At 61.7% G+C, this 17,124-nt stretch carries 13 protein-coding genes; 8 read left to right on the plus strand and 5 right to left on the minus strand.

All coding sequences use genetic code 11. The annotated features are described in order from the left end of the window. Positions 1–212 precede the first annotated feature (212 nt). Positions 213–2,261 carry a M13 family metallopeptidase gene (locus tag Q8L25_RS08030; RefSeq protein ID WP_308924359.1) on the plus strand — a complete coding sequence of 683 codons (2,049 nt, stop codon included), beginning with the start codon at positions 213–215 and terminating at the stop codon, positions 2,259–2,261. Between the two features lie 132 nt (positions 2,262–2,393). On the opposite strand, the gene Q8L25_RS08035 is transcribed toward Q8L25_RS08030, so the two are convergent. The 4 genes from Q8L25_RS08035 to Q8L25_RS08050 form a co-directional block, all read right to left on the minus strand. Continuing rightward, the gene (locus tag Q8L25_RS08035) at positions 2,394–2,780 is read right to left on the minus strand and encodes a hypothetical protein (RefSeq protein WP_308924360.1); all 387 of its coding nucleotides are present in this window, start codon (positions 2,778–2,780) and stop codon (positions 2,394–2,396) included. Positions 2,781–2,966: 186 nt separating this feature from the next. Beyond that, complete coding sequence (locus Q8L25_RS08040; RefSeq protein ID WP_308924361.1) at positions 2,967–3,530, minus strand: hypothetical protein; 564 nt, start codon at positions 3,528–3,530, stop codon at positions 2,967–2,969. Positions 3,531–3,809: 279 nt separating this feature from the next. After that, positions 3,810–5,201 carry a YfcC family protein gene (locus tag Q8L25_RS08045; RefSeq protein ID WP_308924362.1) on the minus strand — a complete coding sequence of 464 codons (1,392 nt, stop codon included), beginning with the start codon at positions 5,199–5,201 and terminating at the stop codon, positions 3,810–3,812. A 13-nt stretch (positions 5,202–5,214) separates the two neighbouring features. Further along, positions 5,215–6,351 carry a M14 family metallopeptidase gene (locus Q8L25_RS08050; protein ID WP_308924363.1) on the minus strand — a complete coding sequence of 379 codons (1,137 nt, stop codon included), beginning with the start codon at positions 6,349–6,351 and terminating at the stop codon, positions 5,215–5,217. Between the two features lie 200 nt (positions 6,352–6,551). Here Q8L25_RS08050 and Q8L25_RS08055 point away from each other — a divergent pair, with 200 nt between their 5' ends. The 3 genes from Q8L25_RS08055 to Q8L25_RS08065 all read left to right on the plus strand — a co-directional run bounded on the left by Q8L25_RS08055 (position 6,552) and on the right by Q8L25_RS08065 (position 11,688). Further along, positions 6,552–7,589 (plus strand): MurR/RpiR family transcriptional regulator, encoded by a 1,038-nt coding sequence (locus Q8L25_RS08055; protein WP_308924364.1) that lies wholly within the window; start codon positions 6,552–6,554, stop codon positions 7,587–7,589. Beyond that, entirely contained in the window at positions 7,580–10,360 is a 2,781-nt protein-coding gene (locus tag Q8L25_RS08060; RefSeq protein ID WP_308924365.1) for a TonB-dependent receptor, read from the plus strand. The genes Q8L25_RS08055 and Q8L25_RS08060 overlap by 10 nt, the downstream gene beginning before the upstream one ends. A 62-nt stretch (positions 10,361–10,422) precedes the next feature. Next, positions 10,423–11,688, plus strand: a complete 1,266-nt coding sequence (locus Q8L25_RS08065; RefSeq protein ID WP_308924366.1) for a cyanophycinase — start codon at positions 10,423–10,425, stop codon at positions 11,686–11,688. 3 nt (positions 11,689–11,691) lie between these two features. Here the strand turns inward: Q8L25_RS08065 and Q8L25_RS08070 are convergent, their stop codons facing one another. Further along, a complete protein-coding gene (locus tag Q8L25_RS08070; RefSeq protein ID WP_308924367.1) occupies positions 11,692–13,698 on the minus strand; it encodes an ATP-binding protein in 2,007 nt (668 codons plus the stop codon). Between the two features lie 154 nt (positions 13,699–13,852). Here Q8L25_RS08070 and Q8L25_RS08075 point away from each other — a divergent pair, with 154 nt between their 5' ends. From Q8L25_RS08075 to fabI, 4 genes are all read left to right on the plus strand, one after another. Continuing rightward, a complete protein-coding gene (locus Q8L25_RS08075) occupies positions 13,853–15,274 on the plus strand; it encodes a M64 family metallopeptidase (protein WP_308924368.1) in 1,422 nt (473 codons plus the stop codon). A 6-nt stretch (positions 15,275–15,280) separates the two neighbouring features. Next, on the plus strand, positions 15,281–15,925 hold the full coding sequence (locus Q8L25_RS08080; RefSeq protein WP_308924369.1) for a hypothetical protein: 645 nt from the start codon (positions 15,281–15,283) through the stop codon (positions 15,923–15,925). A gap of 207 nt (positions 15,926–16,132) precedes the next feature. Next, positions 16,133–16,318: a hypothetical protein gene (locus tag Q8L25_RS08085; RefSeq protein WP_308924370.1), complete on the plus strand. Its 186-nt coding sequence runs from the start codon at positions 16,133–16,135 to the stop codon at positions 16,316–16,318. A 10-nt stretch (positions 16,319–16,328) separates the two neighbouring features. Further along, positions 16,329–17,105 carry an enoyl-ACP reductase FabI gene (gene fabI / locus Q8L25_RS08090; protein WP_308924371.1) on the plus strand — a complete coding sequence of 259 codons (777 nt, stop codon included), beginning with the start codon at positions 16,329–16,331 and terminating at the stop codon, positions 17,103–17,105. Positions 17,106–17,124: the final 19 nt, after the last annotated feature.

Consider the following 17,124-nt stretch of genomic DNA (forward strand, 5'->3'; position numbering starts at 1 on the left):
CAGGACGGGCGGCGCCCCCGGTTCTTTCCAGCCCTGTTGACAGCAATGCCAGTCATCTTCGCCCGCGCAAATCGCCAGCGAAAAAGAGTGGTAATCCAGCCTTTGATCTTGCTGCATTGCAGCACCCGTCTGTGAGTATAATCCTGCGCTTGCATGTCTGTACCCAGCATGTTCTTCAACAGGAAGTCTCACTCACAACCAAAGGAATCTTCGTGCATCGTTCGCTTATCAGCGCCGCCTGCTGCGCCCTGTTCGCTCTCGCCACACCCTCGCTGCATGCCCAGCAAGCCCCCAATGCCCTGGCGCCCGTCTCGGGCATCGACATGAAAACGCTCGATACGGCAGTGCGTCCGCAAGACGATTTCTATGCCTACGTCAACGGCATCTGGACCCGCAACACCGAGATCCCGGCCGACAAATCGGTCTGGGGCACGTATATCGAATTGCGTGAAATCGCCCAGGGCCAGCTGCGCGCCCTGATCGACGCCACCGTCAAGAATCCCGGCAAGGCCGGCAGCGAGACGCACAAGATCGCCGACCTGTACACCAGCTTCATGAACGACAAGGCGCGCGACGCCGCCGGCTTCAAGCCCCTGCGCGTCGAACTGGCGCGCGTGGCGGCCGTCAAGGACAAGAAGGACCTGCCGGCGCTGTTCGCTTTCCTGCAACGCAGCGGCATCCAGACGCCGTTTTCGGCCGGTGTCGCGCCCGATGCGCAAGACCCGGAAAACTACACCGTCAACATCAGCCAGTCCGGCCTGGGCCTGCCCGACCGCGACTACTACCTGAAGGACGACGACGCCAAGCTGGCGGCCGTGCGCGCCAAATACCAGAAGCATGTCGAGACCATGCTGGCCATGAGCGGCGACAAGGCCGCCGCCGCGCATGCCGCCCAGGTACTCGAGATCGAAACGCGCCTGGCCGCAGCGCAATGGACCCGCGTGCAGATGCGCGATCCGGTCAAGTCGTACAACCGCGTCGCCTTCGACCAGTTCGGCGAACTGGCGCCGGCGTTTGACTGGAAGGCCTACTTTGCCGCCGCCGGCCTGGCGCCGAAAGCGTCCATGGCCGTGGTGCGCCAGCCCAGCTTTTTCACCGGCTTCTCGGCAGCCGTGGCCGAGATGCCGCTGGAATCCTGGAAGAGCTACCTGAACTGGCGCATCGTCGAAAGCTATGCGTCCTACCTGGACAGCGCCACCGTCAAGGAGCGCTTCGCCTTCGAAGGCACGGTGCTGCGCGGCGTGCCGCAAAGCGAACCGCAGTGGCAGCTGGCGCTGCGCTTCACCGACAACGCCATCAGCGACGCCGTCGGCAAGCGCTATGTGGAAATGTATTTGCCGCCTGAAACCAAGCCGCGCGTGATGGCCATGTTCGACAATTTCGTGGCCTCGTTCAAGGAAGGCATCGACAATCTGGACTGGATGAGCCCCGAGACCAAGAAGGAAGCCCAGCTCAAGCTGGCGGGCCTGAAGCCGAAGATCGCCTATCCTGAAAAATGGCGCGACTACAGCAGCATGAAAACCCAGCCGAACGACCTGATCGCCAACGTGCGCGCCGCACGCGCCTGGGGCCGCCAGAACAACCTGGACAAACTGGGCAAACCGGTCGACCGCGACGAATGGTCGATGACGCCGCAAACCGTCAACGCCAGCTACAGCCCGGCCCTCAATTCGATCACGATCCCGGCCGCCATCCTGCAGCCGCCGTTCTTCAACGTGAAGGCCGAAGACGCGGTCAACTACGGCCTGCTCGGCATCACCTTCGGCCATGAGATCAGCCATGCTTTCGACGATTCCGGCAGCCAGTACGACGCCCACGGTCGCCTGCGCAACTGGTGGACGGCCGAGGACCGCACCGCCTTCAAGGCGCGCGCCGCAGGCCTGGTCAAGCAGTACGGCGCCTACAGCCCGGTGCCCGGCTATCACATCAACGGCGAGCTGACCCTCGGTGAAAACATCGGCGACAACTCCGGCCTGTCGCTGACCTATAACGCCTATCGCCGCTCGCTCGGCGGCAAGCCGTCGCCGGTGATCGACGGCCTGACCGGCGAACAGCGTTTGTATATCGGCTTTGCGCAAAAATGGCGCGCCAAGCTGCGCCCTGAAGCGGCCATCGCGCAGATCAAGAGCGATCCGCATTCGCCCGGCGAATTCCGCGCCAAGGGCACCGTCATGAACCAGCCAGGTTTCTATGAAGCCTTCGGCATCAAGCCGGGTGACGCGATGTATCTGCCGCCGGAACAGCGCGTGATCATGTGGTAAGGCTGTAATGATGGCTGCAATGCCGTCAACTTAAGCTGGCTCAACTCGAACGGCGAAAGTGCCTGGGTCGGACGGGGACGCCGAGTCCCTGAGGGTCCGACCCCAGTATCTGCGTTAGGGGTGAAAAGGACACTAACTTGGCGGCGTCAAGACCACCCCACGCTGCTCCCGCAGATGGCGTACCAGGTGCCGGCCATGGCCGGCAGCGATCACCTGCGCGGCGGTCGGCAGGTACTTGTCCACCACCCCTTCCATCAGATAACAGAAGTCCTCGAACGGCACGCCGCAGCTCGAACACGCCAGCCGCTCATCACCACCAGACAAAAAGCTGCTCTCCATTCGGCTGGTGTCCGCCAGATCGACATACCACGTCTCGCACTCGTAGCACTGCACCGAAATATGGCCGCAGGCGGGGCAGCGCAGGAAAACCAGGTCTTCATCGCCGCAGCAGCTGAAGTTGGCGTATTCCACGTCGCTGTCGCTCAGCAGGGCGGGATTGCGAGGTTTTATATGGGTCATTGGCTAGTTAAACATCTGAAAGCTGACACAATTACAATCGTCTTAGCGTACATATTTGTGTAGGTAAAATAAAGTTCTGACCTTCTCGATTGGTATTGAAATATTTTTATTGTTTTTGTGAGTGTATTCCTACTGATTCTTTATTTCAATAAATTTAAATAATTTATCTTCGGTAAATTACTATTTTTATTTAATGGCGTCATAAAGAAATGATGCCGTAACTGATCCAGTAACTCCAAGTGTAATTGCGAATAAGCTTGAGAGTGCGAGCGACCATAGAGGATGCTTTTTTATAAAGTCAAAAGCTCGATAATATAAATCTTTGCGTATTTTTTTGATCTCGCTCTTCACGGCGTCAATCAAATGATTTGATACCCTATCTCGTCGTAGTTGTTCTTGGCATTGACCGCAAATCTTAGCGTTGCTGCATGAAGCCGCAAGGTCTGTCTTAATCCCGTTCATGTCAAACAAACATGCCCTTGTTTCATCGTGTGTAAGTCCTTGCATCTCATCGATTCCAGGAATGCGATTTCCTGCTCGTTTATATATCAGGGTATATGCATAAAGCATTCTATAGACGATATTTTCAATTGGAATATTGTAATGTTCAAGAATGTCTTTCGTCTCATAAAACGTAAAAACAATTTGATTATTTCCTAGTCTACGTGAGTAATAGTTGTCTTCAATCGGGACGTTTACAATCGCCACAATGAAATCCGCATCGAAATCTCTTGGGATTTGCTTCCTCACAAGTTCATCTGAAAAGGCCCAGTCCGGTCCGTCGGAATCGCATGTAAGTGAAAAATTTTCTATTTCTTTTGATACTTCAAATGCAGATGATTTCCATTTGAGGATATTTTTTCTTGAAAATCAATTGGTAGTTGACCAATTGAAACTAATTTAATTTTTATTTTTTTCATCTATTCTTATATTTTTTTAAGTAATTAAAATTATTTTTTATTTGTCTAATTTTATCTTTGTGGCGGTGAAGTTTTTGATGGAAATAAAATAATCTCAGAACGATGATTTTCACTGCCAATGCATCAAACAAGGCGGTATCAGCAGCAGCAGCGCCAGCACCAGGTAAATCAGCTGCAGCGGAATCATCCACTTGGCCCAGGTAATCCATGGCACGCGCGCCAGCGCCAGGACGCCGACGGTAATGCCGGAGGTGGGGATCATCGGCGTGGTGAATTCGCCGAACTGGAATGCCAGGATGGCGGTCTGGCGCGTCACGCCCACGAGATCCGCCAGCGGCGCCATGATGGGCATGGTCAGCGCCGCCTGGCCGCTGCCGGAGTGGATAAAGAAGTTGATCACGGTCTGCATGAAGAACATTTTCTGCGCGGCGAACACGGGGCTCGATGACGCCACCAGCGGTGTCAGCGCATGCAGCATGGTGTCGATGATCTGCGCGTCGCGCGCCAGGATCATGGTGGCGCGGGCCAGCGCGATCACCAGCGCCACGCCGACCATGTCGCGCGCGCCTTGCACGAAGGAGGCGACCAGGCTGTCGGCGTCCAGGCGCCCGACCAGGCCCACCACGATGGCCATGACCAGAAACAGGGCGGCGATTTCGTCGATGAACCAGTCGTACTTGACCACGCCAACCACCATGGTCAAAAGGGTGCCGAGGAAGATCCACAGCACGGCGCGGTGGGTGCGCGTCATGCCGGCGAAGCTGTCCAGGTCCATCGTGTGCTCGCTGCGTTTTTCGATGTCGAGCAAATAGGTGGGGCTTTTCTCGGGGTGGCGCTTGATGCGCGCCGCGTACCACATCAGGAACAGGATGCTGACGGCCGTGGCGATGCTCCACACGATCAGGCGGTAGCCGATGCCGGAAAAGATCGGCACGCCGGCGATGCCCTGCGCGATGCCGACATTGAAGGGGTTCAGGAAGGCGGCGGAAAAGCCCACCTGCGAACCGAGAAACGGGATCGAGACGCCGGTGATGGTGTCATAGCCCAGCGCGAGCGCCAGCGGCACGAAGATCAAGATGAAGGGGATCGCCTCCTCGTTCATGCCGAAGGTGGCGCCGCCGAGGGAAAACATGGTGAAGAAGACGGGAATGATGGCGGCGCGCACGAAGCGCGAGCTGGTGTGGGCCTTGGCGATGGCCTTGATCAGCGAGTCGAACGCTTCGGTTTTCTGCAGCACCGCAAAGGCGCCGCCGACGATCAGGACAAAACCGATGATCAGGCTGGCGTCGACAAAGCCCTTGATGGGCGACATCATCAAGGCGGCCAGTCCCTGCGGCTTGTTGTCCACGTAGTGAAAGGTGCCGGGAATGATCAGCTGCTTGCCGTTCACCAGCTGGGTGTCGAATTTGCCGCCGGGGACCAGCCAGGTGGCCAGCGCGATCATGGCCAGGATGCCGCACAGGAGGACGAAGGTATTGGGCAGCTTGAACGATTTTTTCATGGGTGTGGTCTTCTTATTGGCTCAGCAGGCTGCCGCCGCGGTAGGCGACGGCGCCGGCCACCTTGCCGACGTTCATGCCGCGTAAAACGTGGCGGTGCGCGCTGCGGGCAAAGAACACGCCGGCCACCGTGCAGCGCAGGGTGGTGGTGTCGCCGCTGACGGGGTCGATCACGTCGGCCACCGCGTCGCCGGCCGCCAGCACATCGCCCATTTCGCGCAAATACACCAGCACCCCCGCATGTGGCGCCAGGATCGGTTCCACGCCGGCCAGCGGCGTCGGCACGCATTGCGGCGCCGGCAGGTCGTCGGCCGCGCCGGGCATATCGAGCACGCCTTCGATGGCCAGGAAGCGCAGCAGGGCCCGGGCGTCACGCTCGGCCAGCGCGTAGTTCACCTCCACTTCGCCGCGCAGCTCCACCGTCACCGACAGGCAGGCGGCGGGGATCGGGTAGCGGCCCTGGAAGTGGCTGTCCAGGTCCCACCACAAGCGGCTGCACGCTTCGTCGAATGGCTCCTCGCCGGCCGCCAGTTCCAGCAGCACGGCGCGTGCGCCCAGCAGGGCGGTGAGGGGCGCCAGCTGCGCGGCCAGCGGCGTACCCGTGTACAGGTGCAGTGCCGCCTCATTGTCGCAGTGCAGGTCGAGCACGATGTCGGCGTCGATCGCCATGCCGAGCAGGGTTTTTTTCAGGGTTTCCGCATCGGTGCGCGGTTCCCAGCTGGCGACGGACGCGCGCGCCTGCTCGCGGATCAGCGCCACGTTGGCGCCCGTGTCCGGCCCCAGTTGCCCGTCGAGCGTGGTTTTCAGCTCGTCGGCCACATGGCGGTAGGCGCGGTTGAAGTTGATGCCGGTCGACAGGTCAAAACGGCCGAACGGCGCGCCGTGGATGGCTTGCGCCAGGCCGATCGGATTGGCCGCCGGTACCAGGATGACTTCACCCAGCAGCTTGCCGGCCGCTTCCAGCGCCAGCAGTTCGCGGCGCAGGAATTGCGCCACCAGCATGCCCGGCACTTCGTCCGCGTGCAGGGCCGCCTGGATATAGACTTTCTTGCCGCTGCGGCTGTCGGCGGCGGCGCTACCGAAATGAAAACTGCTTAATTGATAGGCAACGCTGGCATGCGGCGTGGAGATGGTGTGCTGGCGAACTTGCATGATGAGGCGCTCCAAAACGGGGCATGGTGGGCGGGTTTTGCGTCGATTATGTAGCATTATTTTCACTAAGTAAATAAATGAAAATCCTTTTACAGATATTGATTGAGTTTTGTTTTTGATATGAGTACAGTGGATTCCAGCAGCCGTTTTCTGAACGACGCTGCATGTCTTTCGCATGTCAAACACAGGCCGCCAGCATCATGAAGTCAACCGCCAGTCCTGCCTCCAGCGTCGCCGGCGTCCATGCGCCGGATGCCGCGTTTGCGCAGTCTGCGCTGGGCCAGACTCTGATGCGCGTGCTGGCCACGGGCTCCGCTTCGCACCGGCAGATCGCCGACTATTTATTACGCAACCAGATGCGCGTCACGGCGCTCGGCATCGAGGAACTGGCCGACAGCTGCCAGGTATCGACCGCCACCATCAGCCGCTTTGCGCGCGACATCGGCCAGAAGAATTATTCGGCCATGCGCGGCGCCATGGCCGAAACCTTGCAGTCGCTGTTGCAGCCGGTCGACAAGCTGCGCCACACCATCGAACATCGCGCGCGCGCCACCTCGCCCGTCACGCAAAGCCTGGAATACGCGGCCGCCAATATCGCCGCCACCGCCGATGGCCTGTCGCTGTCGCAGATGCAGGCCGTGGTGCGGCGCCTGACGCGCGCCAAAGTCGTCTACGTGATGGGCTTCGGCCTGTCGGCCAACCTGGCCGGCATGCTGGTGCAGCATTTGCAGCCGTTCTGCCCGCACGTGGTGGAAGTGGTGGGCATCGGCGGCTCGGAAGTGGCGGCCGGCCACCTGGTCAACCTGACGTCGCACGATGTGCTGTTGGTGATCTCGTTCCCCCGTTATACGCTCGATTGCATCGGCCTGGCCAGCTTTGCGCGCGACCGGGGTGCGCATATCGTGGCGCTGACCGATTCGCCGGCCTCGCCGCTGGCCGAGCTGGCCGACCATGCGCTGTATGCGCAAAGCACCCATCCCGTACTGCCCAGCAGCGCCAGCACGGCGCTGGCCATGATCGAAGCGCTGGCCGTGGCGCTGATGGTGTCGAACAAGGGCAATGTCGAAAAGGCCGCGCGCCTGAGCGATGTCATCGCGGCCTATCTGTATGGCGGCGAACATGGCGTGCAGGGCCCGAGAAAATCCGCAGTCAAGCAGCGCAAGGCAGTAGCAAAACAAAAAAGCAGTCCACATAAAAATTCAGGGTCAACACCATCAGGAGCATACAAATGCAAGTAGAAAATCGAAACAAGCGCGGTGTGCCGCGTGAATCCGAGCTGGCGCGCTCGGTACGCCTGGCGCTGGGGGCAATCGGCATGACGGCGGCGCTGGGCATGGGCCACGGCGCGCTGGCGCAAACGGCGGACGGCGAAATCGACCCGGCCTTGCGCCGCGTGGAAATCACCGGTTCGGCCATCAAGCGGCTCGAATCGGAGACGGCGCTGCCGGTGCAGATCATCACGCGCGCCGACATTGAAAAGGCCGGCGTGACGACGGCGGCCGAGCTGATGGCGCGCGTGTCGGCCAACGTCGGCGGCCTGACGGACGGCGCCAGCATCAACGTGGGCGGCGACCAGCGCGGCTTCAACAGCGCCAACTTGCGCGGCGTGGGTACCTCGTCGACCCTGGTGCTGCTCAATGGCCGGCGCATGGCCAACTTCGCTTCGCCTGGCGACGACACCGGCGTGGACCTGAACAATATCCCGGCCGCCGCGCTGCAGCGGGTGGAAGTGCTGCTCGACGGCGCCTCGGCCCTGTACGGCACCGACGCCATCGGCGGCGTGATCAACTTCATTACACGCAAGGATTACCAGGGCCTGGACCTGAACGTGTATGGCAGCCGTACCGATGAAGGCGGCGCCGGCAAGCGCACGGCCAGCATCACGGCCGGCTTCGGCGACCTGGCCACCGACCGCTACAACGTGTTTGCCGTGCTGGACGTCCAGAAGACCGACCGCCTCAGCACCTCGCAGCGCAAGTTCATTCCCAACTTGCAGATCCCGCAGCGCCTCGGGCATTTGCTGTCGAGCTTTACCAGCCCGGCGAATATCCGCCTGTCGGGCGAGCAGCGCGACCATTTACAGGCGAACGGCTTCCTGCTCAACGGCCAGCCGATCACGAATCGCCAGATCAATTTCGCGATCCCGAACTGCGCGCCGGCGGCCAATCTGTACCTGCCGAACGGTACCGGCGGCGTCGATGCCTGTACCTATGACTACATGGGCGACACCGAGCTGTATCCGAAGACGGACAAGCAGAACCTGCTCACGCGCGGCGTCTTCAAGATCAATAACGACCACCAGCTGTATGCGGAAGCGGCACTGAGCCGTTCGCGCAGCTATTACGTGGGCTCGTCGGCGCGCGTGATCGGCTATCTTGATTACAGCAAGGTACCGCAGCTGGCCAATACGGGCCTCGATAGCATCGTCGATGAAGAGGGTAATCAGACGGGGCGCGAACTGGAACTGCGCATGCGCCTCAATGAAGCGGGCATGCGCACCAGCCAGTTGACCAGCGAAAGCCAGCGCTACGTGGTGGGCGCCACCGGCACCTTGGCCGGCTGGGATTACGACGTGGGCCTCAATCACAGCGTCAACGTGGTCAAGGACCGCGACACGCATGGCTATGTGCTGTACGACCAGCTGCTCGAAGGCATCGCGGACGGCCGCATCAACCCCTTCGGTCCATCGAGTGCGGCTGGTCGTGCGCTGCTCGACAGCATCCAGGTCAATGACGAAGTGCGCCATGCGCGCGGCACCATGGACGCGCTGGACTTCAAGGTCTCGCGCGCATTGATGGCGATGAAAGGCGGCGACCTGGCGCTGGCGGTCGGTGGCGAAGTGCGGCGCGAGCGCACGGACTTCCGTCCCTCGGCCCTGCTGATGAGTGACAATATCAACAACGATGCGGCGCCCGAAGGCGGCGTGGCCACCAGCGACAGCCGCAACGTGCAAGCGATCTACGGCGAACTGCTGCTGCCGTTCACCAAGCAGTGGCAGGCGCAGCTCTCTAGCCGCTACGATCATTACCAGCAGGTGGGCGGGGCGCTCAGTCCCAAGATCGGTCTCACCTTCATGCCGAACAAGCAGCTGCTGATGCGCGCGTCGGCCGGCAAGGGCTTCCGCGCGCCGTCGATGTCGGACCTGCACCGCCCGACCGTCTACAGCAGCACTGCGACCCTGCCCGATCCGGTCTACTGCGCCGACGAAGGCAATGATTATTCCGTCTGCGCCGACAACTGGGATACGCGCCGCTACAGCAACGACAAACTGAAACCGGAACGCAGCCGCCAGTTTTCGGCCGGCCTGGTGCTGGAGCCGAGCAAGCACTGGACCTTCAGTCTTGATTACTGGAACATCAAGCGCACCAATCTGATCAGCGAGATCGGTGACGACATCATCCTGGGCAACCTGGCCAAATACGGCGACCTGGTGCACCGCGACGAAGATGGCCTGATCGATTACATCGAACTGCGCAAGGAAAACCGCGGCGGGCAAAAAGCCTCGGGCATCGACCTGACAGCCGACCTGCACGGCGTGAAAACGGCGTGGGGACGTTTCGGCGGCCACCTGAGCGGCACCTATGTGCTGGCGTCGAAAATCCAGACCAGTCCCGGCGACGCCTATATCAGCAACCTGAACGCCTTCGTCACCGACGGCGTGGTGCAGCGCTGGCGCCATACGATCACCCTGGACTGGGACCTGGGCCCGTACTCGGCCAGCCTGTCGAACACTTATTCGACCGGTTACAAGGACCAGAACTCGGCCATCAATATCGACGATGGCAGCGTGGTGGCGGCCAACCGGGTCAAGGCCTACACGATCTGGGACATGTCGGGCGCGTATGCCGTCAGCAAGCAGTTCAAGCTGCGCGCCGGCATCCAGAATCTGTTCAATACCAGCCCGCCGTATTCGAACCAGGCCTATTACTTCCTGTCCGGGTATGATCCAACCTATACGGACCCGCGCGGCCGGCGCTTTTATGCCAGCGCGAACTATAGTTTCAAATAAGGCAGTTGTCGTCTGCGGCGCGCGTGTTGCGCGCGCCGTTTTCATCGCATTTGAAAGGCATCATGAAATCAACCACAATCCGGCTTCAAAAATTGTGCACCGCCTTCGTGCTGACGGCGGCGCTGGCCATCATGGGCATGCAGGCCGTGTTTGCCGCCCCCGCCACGCCAGCCGTGCCGGCCAATGCGCCGCAAGGCACGCTGGTGATCATCGGCGGCGGCCTGCGGGCCGACAATGCGGAAGTGTGGCAGCGCATCGTCGACCTGGCCGGCGGCAAGGGCGCGCGCATCGCCGTGATGGCGTCCGCCTCCATCAACCCTGAAAAATCGGGCGCCAGCATCATGGCCAAGCTCAATCAGTATGGCGCCGACGCCTTTTTTGTGCCGCTGGGCGTGAAACTGGCCAATAGCGACTACCGCAAGGCGGCCGAAGACCCGGCCATCGTGACCCAGATCAAGTCGGCCAGCGGCATCTATTTTGCCGGCGGCGACCAGGGCCGCATCACCCAGGCGCTGCTGCGCCCGGACGGCAGCCGCACGGCGGCGCTGGAAGCCATCTGGTCGGTCTACCGCAACGGCGGCGTGATCGCCGGTTCCAGCGCCGGCGCGGCCATCATGAGCACCACCATGTTCTATGACGCGCGCCCGGTGCTCGACATGCTGAAAATGGGCGTCACCGATGGCCGTGAAATCGCGCCTGGCCTGGGCTTTATCGGCAGCGACGTGTTCGTCGACCAGCACTTGCTGGTGCGCGGTCGCTTTGCGCGCATGATTCCCGTGATGCTGAAAAAGGGCTATCACATCGGCCTGGGCATCGATGAAAACAGCGCCATGATCGTCGACGCCAAGCGCGACGTGGAAGTGATCGGCTACAGTGGCGCGCTGCTGATCGACCTGTCGGGCGCCATCAGCGACCGTGGCGTGAAGAACTTCAATATCAGCAATGCGGCCATCAGCTACCTGGACCGGGGCGACAAGTTCAACCTGATCACCAAGGTGTTTACCCCATCGCCGGACAAGGCCGACAACAAGCTCGATCCGAACCAGCCCGACATGCGCGAACCGGTGTTTACCAACGATATCCTCGGCAACAACGCCGTACTGGACCTGATGGGCAACCTGATCGACAACGCCCAGCAGGAAGCGATCGGCATCGCCTTCGGCAATCCGCGCGACCCGTACCCGGACCTCGGTTTCGAATTCAGGTTCAGCAAGACCGTCAACAGCGTCGGTTACAGCTCGACCGAGGCGGAAGCGTATTCGGTATTGAAACTGCGGCTCGATATCCGCCCGATCCAGCTGCGCCAGCCTTTGTACCGCTACAAATAAAACTCAGGATATGGCGAGGGTGTCGAGCAGTTCCATCAGCTTGGCGCTCTCGATCGGCTTGACGAAATGATGGTCGAAGCCGGCCGCGCTGGCCTCCTGCCTGGCCTGTTCGTCGCCGTAGCCGGTGACGGCGACCAGCACCGCGCCCGCCAACGCGGGCACGGCGCGGATCTGGCGCGCCAGCGCATAGCCGTCCAAGTCGGGCAGGCCGATATCGAGCAGGAACACATCGGATACCAGCGCTTGCGCGCGGTTGAGCACCTGCAGCGCATGGTGTTCGATGACCACCCGGTGGCCCGTGGTTTCCAAAAACATGGCCAGCATCTCGGCCGCATCGACGTTATCGTCGACCACCATCACCTGCAGCGCCGTCCAGCCGGCCGCGCGGCCCTGTCCGGTCGCCGCAGGCACGGGTGGGCGCTCTTCCTCTTCCTGCAGATGCGGCAGGCAAATCGTGAAACGGCTGCCCAGGCCCAGGCCGTCGCTGCCGGCGGCCACCTCGCCGCCATGCAGCTCGACCAGGCTTTTCACCAGCGCCAGGCCGATGCCCAGGCCGCCCTGGGCGCGGTCGGTTTCGCGTTCTGCCTGGACGAACAGTTCGAATGCATGCTCCAGCACCCTGGCCGTCATGCCGATGCCGTTGTCGATGATCGCGAGCGTCACCCGGCCATCCGCCACGTCAAGCTGCAGCGCGATCTCGCCGCCATGCGGCGTGTACTTGGCCGCGTTGTTGAGCAGGTTGGCCACCACCTGCACCAGCCGCTTCGGATCGCCCGCCACCTGCGCCGAGGCGGCCGGGGTCTGCACCGTCAGGCGGTGGCCGCGGCTTTCGATCAGCGGGCGCACCTGCTCGATCGCGTCGGCCACCACGCGCTTGACGTCGGTGCGCGCCTTCACCAGCGGGATCATGCCGCGCGTGACGCGCGACACATCGAGCAAATCGTCGATCAGGCCACTGATATGGCGTACCTGGCGGCCGATCACGGCGCTGGCCTGCCGCACGCGGGCCGGGTCGGTGCTGGCCAGCTGCAGCAGGTTGGCCGCCGCCGAAATCGGCGCCAGCGGATTGCGCAGCTCATGCGCCAGCATGGCCAGGAATTCATCCTTGCGCCGGTCCGCCTCGCGCAAGGCCTGCTCGGTACGCGTGCGCTCGCTGACGTCGCGGAACATCAGCGCCACCTTTTTTTCCTCGGGCCGTCCGACCCGGATCGCATACACGTCGAACCAGCGGTTCATCGGCTCCGAGCCTTCCATGAAGCGGATCGATTCGCCCGTCAGCCCCACCTTGCCGTAGATATCGAACCAGCGCTGTTCCAGGTCCGGCACCATCTGCCTGGCGGTCTTGCCGATGGCGTCGACCAGGCCGGTCTGCCGCTCGAACGCCGGATTGGCCTCCAGGAAGCGGTAGTCGACCGGCACGCCGGCGTCGTCGACGATGATCTGGATCACCGCCAGCCCTTCATCCATCGAGTCGATCACCGTCACGTACGATTGCTTGAGGCCTTCGCGGATGCGGATTTCCTCGGTGACGTCGGTGCAGACGACCAGCACGCCCTGCACCCGGTCTTCGTCCTGGATCGGGCTGTAGCCGTAGGTCCAGTACACGTCTTCGTGCTTGCCGTGGCGGATCACGGGCACCAGCGCATTTTCATGCCAGGTGGCGCCGCGGCCGGCCATGACATGGTCGATCTCGGGGCCAATGATATGCCAGGCTTCGGTCCAGCAGTCGCGCCCGCGCTGGCCCAGCGCTGCCTGCCGGCGCTCGGGTCCCAGCGTGCGCTGGTAGGCATCGTTGTAGAACTGGTACAGCTCGTCGCCCCACCAGATGAACATCGGGTGATTGCTGGTCAACAGCAGGCGCAGCGTGGATTTCAACAGGGCCGGCCAGTGCTGCGGCGCGCCCATCGGATGCGCGGCCCAGTCATGGCTGCGCATCAGGGCGCCCATCTCGCCGCCGCCGTCGAGAAAGCCGGGCAGGGGCGCCGCATTCAACAAGTCCGTTTGCTTCACTTGCGTACCTTTCAGTTTCAAACGGCCTGAAACCGGGCCATCGCGCTGCGATTGTAGCAAGCTCTTCAATCAAAGCCGCCGCCTTTGTCGCTACAATGTGTCGCAGCGAACCGTGCGATAGTCGCCGTTTGCCTTGTCCACTTCCAGGAATGCCATGCAGCCCATTTTTATCCGATCTTTTCTTTCCGCGCTGGCGCTGGCCGCCGCCGCGCCCGTCGTGCAGGCAGCGCGGCCGGCCACCATGCGCCTCGACTACCAGCACAGCGGCAACGCACTGGGCGAGCATTACGCGGTCGAACGCGTGCTGGTCGAGCCCTTGCCCTGGCCGGGCAGCATGGCGCGCACCCTCGACGACAGCAACCGTGGCGTCAATATGGTGGAAGTGGTCGACATCAAGACCGGCAAGGTGCTGTACTCGCGCGGCTTTTCCACCATCTTCGGCGAATGGAGCAGCACCGACGAAGCGAAAACCACCACGCGCGCCTTTCAGGAGTCGGTGCGTTTTCCCCAGCCCGAGCAGCCGGTGCGCGTGCGCATCCTGAAGCGCGACGAGCGCGGCCTGTTTTCCATCGTCTGGTCCACCGATGTCGACCCGAAGGCGCAGGACGTGATCCGCCAGCAGCCTGCATCGCCCGTCAAGCCGATTCCCATCCGCGTCAGCGGGGCTTCCGCCGACAAGGTCGACCTGCTGATTTTGGGCGACGGCTATACGGCGGCCGAGATGGGCAAGTTCGAGGCGACCGCGCGCAAGCTGGCCGAGCATCTGTTTACCGTCTCGCCGTTTCGCGAGCGCGCCAAGGACTTCAATGTCTGGGCCATGGCCGCGCCGACCCAGGAGTCGGGCGTGTCGCGTCCGTCGACCGGCGTGCACCATGCGTCGCCGCTGGGCACGCGCTACGATATTTTCGGCAGCGAGCGCTATGTGCTGACCACCGACAACCGCGCGCTGCGCGACTTGGCGCAGTACGCGCCGTATGAATTCATCGAAATCCTCGTCAATAACGACACCTATGGCGGTGGCGGCATCTTCGGCCAGTTCAGCACGGCGGCGGCCAATAACGACTGGGCCAACTATCTGTTCGTGCATGAATTCGGCCACCATTTCGCCGGCCTGGCCGACGAGTACTACACCTCGCCCGTGGCCTACCAGTCGAATGGCGAACGCCAGGAACCGTGGGAGCCGAACGCCACGGCGCTGCGCGACCCGGCCAAGCTGAAATGGAAAAGCCATGTGAAGGCGGGCACGCCGCTGCCCACGCCGTGGCCCAAGGACGCCTATGACAGCCACGCGCGCGAATACCAGAAGGAACGCGCGGCCCTGCGCGCCGCGAATCGTCCGGAGAGCGAAATGAGCGCCCTGTTCAAGGCCGACCTGGCGCATACCGAGCAGCTGTTTTCCAGGGCGCCGCAGCGCCATGCGGTGGGCGCGTTCGAGGGTGCCAATTACGAGTCGACCGGGTTCTACCGCCCCGCGATGCAGTGCATCATGTTCGACCGCAGCGAGACTTTCTGTTCGGTCTGCCAAGACGGCATCAGCACCATTATCGACCTGTATGCCGGCACGCCGAAACGTTGACCGGCCATGAAAAAGACCCTCCTCATCATTGTTATCGCCCTGATCGCTGTCTATGTCGTCAAGCGCATGGTGGTGGACCCGTACTTATGGAAAAAGGCCATCGCCACGCCCGAGCATGCATTGAAACTGGGGAGCTTTGTTTTCAACCAGCGGCGTGGTCATAACGGCAGCCAGAGCATGGAAAACCAGTATTTCATTCTCAAGGTAACGGAAATCCAGGGCGACTACGTACGCATGGCGGTGATCAGGAAACTGAAGGCGGGCGACCAGATCGTCCAGGGGGATTTTTCCACCACCAAACAGGCGTATGAGGAGGCCAGGGGTAATATCAAAAATCTCGTCATTACCGGCATCTCGCGCGACGATCTGTATGGCAGAAGGACCGGCCATGATCCGCTGCAGATCGATGATACTTTGCTGGAAAAATATCCGGCGCTAAAAACATCGCGCTATTACTTCGAGGATGTGCCCGAAAACAAGAGGAATCGTCCGGTACCGGGCGATCGGATGGAACGCGAAGAGTATTTCACCCTGGTCTATTCAAAAAAGGAAATCATTGAACATGGCAAGCTGGTGGGTTGGATACTGAATAACAGCCCCGAGCCTGAATTGTCGAATATCGTGGAAAACATCGATCTGATACTCAATTAGGCTTGTGACAGTGCGCCGCACAATAGGCGCACTGTCATGGCGTGGTCATGGTATTGCGGTAGAATTTGATTCAGATCAATGTTGCATTGCCGCAAACGCCGTTATAGTTGCCCCGTATCAAGGTGTCTTGACCGTGCGCACCATGCCTTCCGGACGCACCGTCAAGCTGTTGCCATTTATTGGAACCCAGACGGAAAAGCCACAGACATGAAGATGCACGACAGCGCGCCTGGCGCGTTCGACCAGCTCCATCCCCACACCCCCATTTTGCTGCCGTATGCCCGCATCGGCAGCGTCACCCTGGCCACCTGTGCGCGCCGGCTCAATACGGGCGCGGCGCGCTGCATCAGCGCCGCCACGCCGTGGCCAGCGCTGCTGCCGCAGCGACCGTGAGGGTGGCCCCATGACACAACCACTATTCGGTTTGCAGGGAAAACGCGGCCTGGTGGTCGGCATCGCCAATGACCAGAGCATCGCCTGGGGCTGTGCGCGCGCGCTGAGCGCGGCCGGCGCGCAACTGGCGCTGACCTGGCTCAATGACAAGGCGCGCCCGCATGTGGAACCGCTGGCGCAGCAGCTGGGAGCGGCCATCACGGCGCCGCTCGACGTGTCCGTGCCGGGCCAGCTCGAAGCGCTGTTCGACCAGATACAACAGCAATGGGGCGGCCTCGATTTCCTGGTGCACTCGATCGCCTTTGCGCCCAAGCAGGACCTGCATGGCCGCGTGACGGACAGCTCGGCCGCCGGTTTCGCGCAGGCGATGGATATCTCGTGCCACTCCTTCATGCGCATGGCGAAACTGGCCGAGCCGCTGATGGGGCAGGGCGGCAGCCTGATGGCCATGACCTATCTGGGTGCCGAAGAAGTGATCGCCGACTACGGCCTGATGGGCCCCGTGAAAGCCGCGCTGGAAGCGTCGGTGCGCTACCTGGCGGCCGAACTGGGCCCGGCCGGCATCCGCGTCAATGCGATTTCGCCGGGGCCACTGGCCACCCGCGCCGCCTCCGGCATCGCCCATTTCGACCGCCTGCTGGCCGACGCCGAAGCGCGCTCGCCGATGCGCCGCCTGGCCAGCATCGATGACGTCGGCGCCTTGTGCGCCTTCCTGGCCGGCGACGGCGCGCGCTCGATCACGGGCGGCACGCTGTATGTCGACGGCGGCTACAACATCCTCAATTAATCGATGGCGGCAGCCTGCG

The sequence above is a fragment of the Janthinobacterium sp. J1-1 genome (assembly GCF_030944405.1).
In the GTDB taxonomy this organism is placed as follows: Bacteria; Pseudomonadota; Gammaproteobacteria; order Burkholderiales; family Burkholderiaceae_D; genus Janthinobacterium.